Annotated in this window: 2 protein-coding genes; one reads left to right on the top strand and one right to left on the bottom strand. The window is 49.8% G+C overall.

Annotated features, from left to right (window positions below; genetic code table 11):
- Positions 1-198 (top strand): hypothetical protein (locus CSQ88_RS23260; RefSeq protein ID WP_218963187.1); only part of this gene is annotated, 198 nt, incomplete at its 5' end.
- 496 nt (positions 199-694) lie between these two features.
- Here CSQ88_RS23260 and CSQ88_RS22240 read toward each other — a convergent pair.
- Positions 695-2,315 (bottom strand): mechanosensitive ion channel family protein (locus CSQ88_RS22240; RefSeq protein WP_218963186.1); only part of this gene is annotated, 1,621 nt, incomplete at its 5' end.

The raw sequence follows: 2,315 nt of genomic DNA, 5'->3' as shown, positions 1-2,315 counted from the left end.
AGTAGTCAGATATTCGAATCGAATCTTCCAAATGTGCAGCTCTGCTCGCCATACTTCATGATTAATGAAAAAAAGAAATTATCTATCAATTATCCATCATTTGACTATAAAGTGAACAGCATTGCAATAGACCCTAGATTAAGCGCCACACTGTTTTTGTGCCTATCGCATAAAGCAATCCATAGCCAAGGCAAATAAGCGAGCTCCAAATTGCAAAGGTATTTATTTGCTCAGGTGCAATGAAACACGCAGGGATTAAGACAAGGCCTCGCACTAGATAAATTATTGAAATAAGAGCCAGACAAATACGCATAAATGGAAAGCGGCGAATGAGGCCCGCCCCTGAGAAGGCATACAGCCCCCAAATAAATAAGACCACTGCAATGCCAGCGGTGATTACAGCAGGCATTAATGAGCCTTTCTCAGCCATTGAGGCCATATGCTCACCTGCACCAAAGAAGCGATACCATTGAGCGCCGCCGAATATAATTGCAATATGGAGCAGCGCAGCGATAACGCTCAATATCCCTCCGGTTAATAAGCTTTTGCTTTTCATTTTTTTCGCCTTTATTGGTGATGACTGTTTTTTAAGAAATGCAATTCAAGTTTACATAAGGGGAGGGCAATGTATTGCACGTCCTGTTATTTAATGTGTTGCTTGTTGTATGTAGTAAACAGAAGGGTAAATATTTACTCAAGCCCCACGGTTTAGCCCAATAAAGTGCTGCAATTTGGCGAGGATTTCTGAGCGGGCAACGGGTGGGGTGATGCTGCTGTCGTCGTTTAGCAGAATTTGCTCTTCAGCCTGACGCTTGACCAGTACTTCGGAGAACACGCCTGCCAGCTCGGGGCGGGATAAGAGAATCTGCTGGAAAGACTCTTTATCAATGCGATAGCACTCTACATTGGTACTGACCACAACGGTGGCGCGGATGGCTTCGCCGGTCATCAGCCCCATTTCGCCAAAAAAACTGCCAGGGCCGAGTTTTGCAAATAATTTGCGCTCGCCACGGGTGGGTTGTACCCATGCTTCTGCTTCGCCTTTGATCAGGATATAGAGCCATTCCACTTTTTCGCCCTGGCGTATCATCACATCGCCTGCCACATAGGGGGTGAAGCGCAGCCTGTCTGCCAGGGTGTGCAGCTCATCTTCTTTTAAGGAGGCGAGCAGCTCCAGTTTTTGCAATACAGCCAGCCGCTCCTGGGTGTGTTGTTTGTGGCGGCCTTCAAAGTAGCGCTCGTTTTCCTGGGTAACAAACACTTTATATTGCGGCGCGGCAAGGCGCAGGCTGTTGCGGCGCAAAACAGCGTCGATCAGAGTGCGGATTTGCGAATCGGTGGGGTCGTCATTTTGCAGGTCGGTCAGCCAATAGCGGGCAGCGTAGCGGGCGTTGCCCTTTTCTACATTCATTAATAAGCAGGAGGGTGGCGGATCCTGCGCGACATTGGGCGGGGCGGCTTCGCGTATGGCGTTTTCAATTAAGAGCATCACTTGCGTGGGCAGGGTATCAAGGCCCACTTCAAACCAGACCCAGCGCCGCCAGGCAAGTGGTTTGTCTGCACGTTTACCCAGCAGTTGAAACTGGCCTTTCATTAGCATGCCATTGGGAATCATCACCGTTTCGCCGTTGCGTGTTTCAACCCGTGTGGCACGCCAGGATAAATCGACGACCCGGCCAGTGAGCTCGCCTAATTTAATCCAGTCGCCCTGCTCAATGGAGTTATCCAGATGCAGTGCCAGCCCCGCCAGAATATTGCCCAGTGTGTCTTGCATGGCAAAGGCCAGCACGGCCGTGATGACGGCTGATGTGGTGACCAGTTGCCCCAGCTCCAGCCCTGCCAGGTGAAGACGATAAAAACCCCAGCCCAGCATGGCGATCGCTTCGAGTAAATCTTCAAGAATACGGGGAGGGTTAAGCCTGAATAGCGGAGCAATCAGTTGAAAAAGCAGCATGCCCCAGTAGCGGATCAGGGCAAATCCCAGCACAACCATAAACGTCTCATGCACCGCTTTGGCGGCGCTGCTCAGATTGTAGCTCTCCAGTAATTGAGCACTATAGAGGCCTAAACAACTGAAAGTGAGCAGTAAGATGCTGTTAAATAAGCGATGGCGGCTGGTTCGGACACGGTAGTAAAGCAGCGTGCCCAAAATCAGGCTGCTGGCAATAAAATAAATCAGGATTTGTAATTCGGTTGGCAGATATTGCATCGCAAAACCCCGGGCACAGGGAGTAGAAAGGAAATCGCTTTCCTTGTTTGTAGCCTTTGATTGCGATGGAGTACAGAAATATGGCGGGGTGCTGGGGGTTTTGGGG

It is taken from the genome of Iodobacter sp. BJB302 (assembly GCF_002735645.1).
GTDB lineage: Bacteria > Pseudomonadota > Gammaproteobacteria > Burkholderiales > Chitinibacteraceae > Iodobacter.
The sequence above is the reverse complement of the archived record's forward strand: the minus strand, read 5'-3'. Positions and strand labels throughout refer to the sequence as shown.